The following is a 243-nucleotide window of genomic DNA, read 5'->3' on the forward strand; positions in this document are numbered from 1 at the left end:
CGCCTGCGTGCGCTTTACGCCCAGTAATTCCGATTAACGCTTGCACCCTCCGTATTACCGCGGCTGCTGGCACGGAGTTAGCCGGTGCTTCTTCTGCGGGTAACGTCAATCGACGCGGTTATTAACCCCATCGCCTTCCTCCCCGCTGAAAGTACTTTACAACCCGAAGGCCTTCTTCATACACGCGGCATGGCTGCATCAGGCTTGCGCCCATTGTGCAATATTCCCCACTGCTGCCTCCCG

General features: G+C 57.6%; 1 rRNA gene. It reads right to left on the reverse strand.

The window, feature by feature from the left end:
* Positions 1-243, reverse strand: a 16S ribosomal RNA gene (locus LC417_RS22645); the annotation flags it as partial.

It is taken from the genome of Pantoea sp. OVA07A, from assembly GCF_019969975.1.
In the GTDB taxonomy this organism is placed as follows: Bacteria; Pseudomonadota; Gammaproteobacteria; order Enterobacterales; family Enterobacteriaceae; genus Pantoea; species Pantoea agglomerans.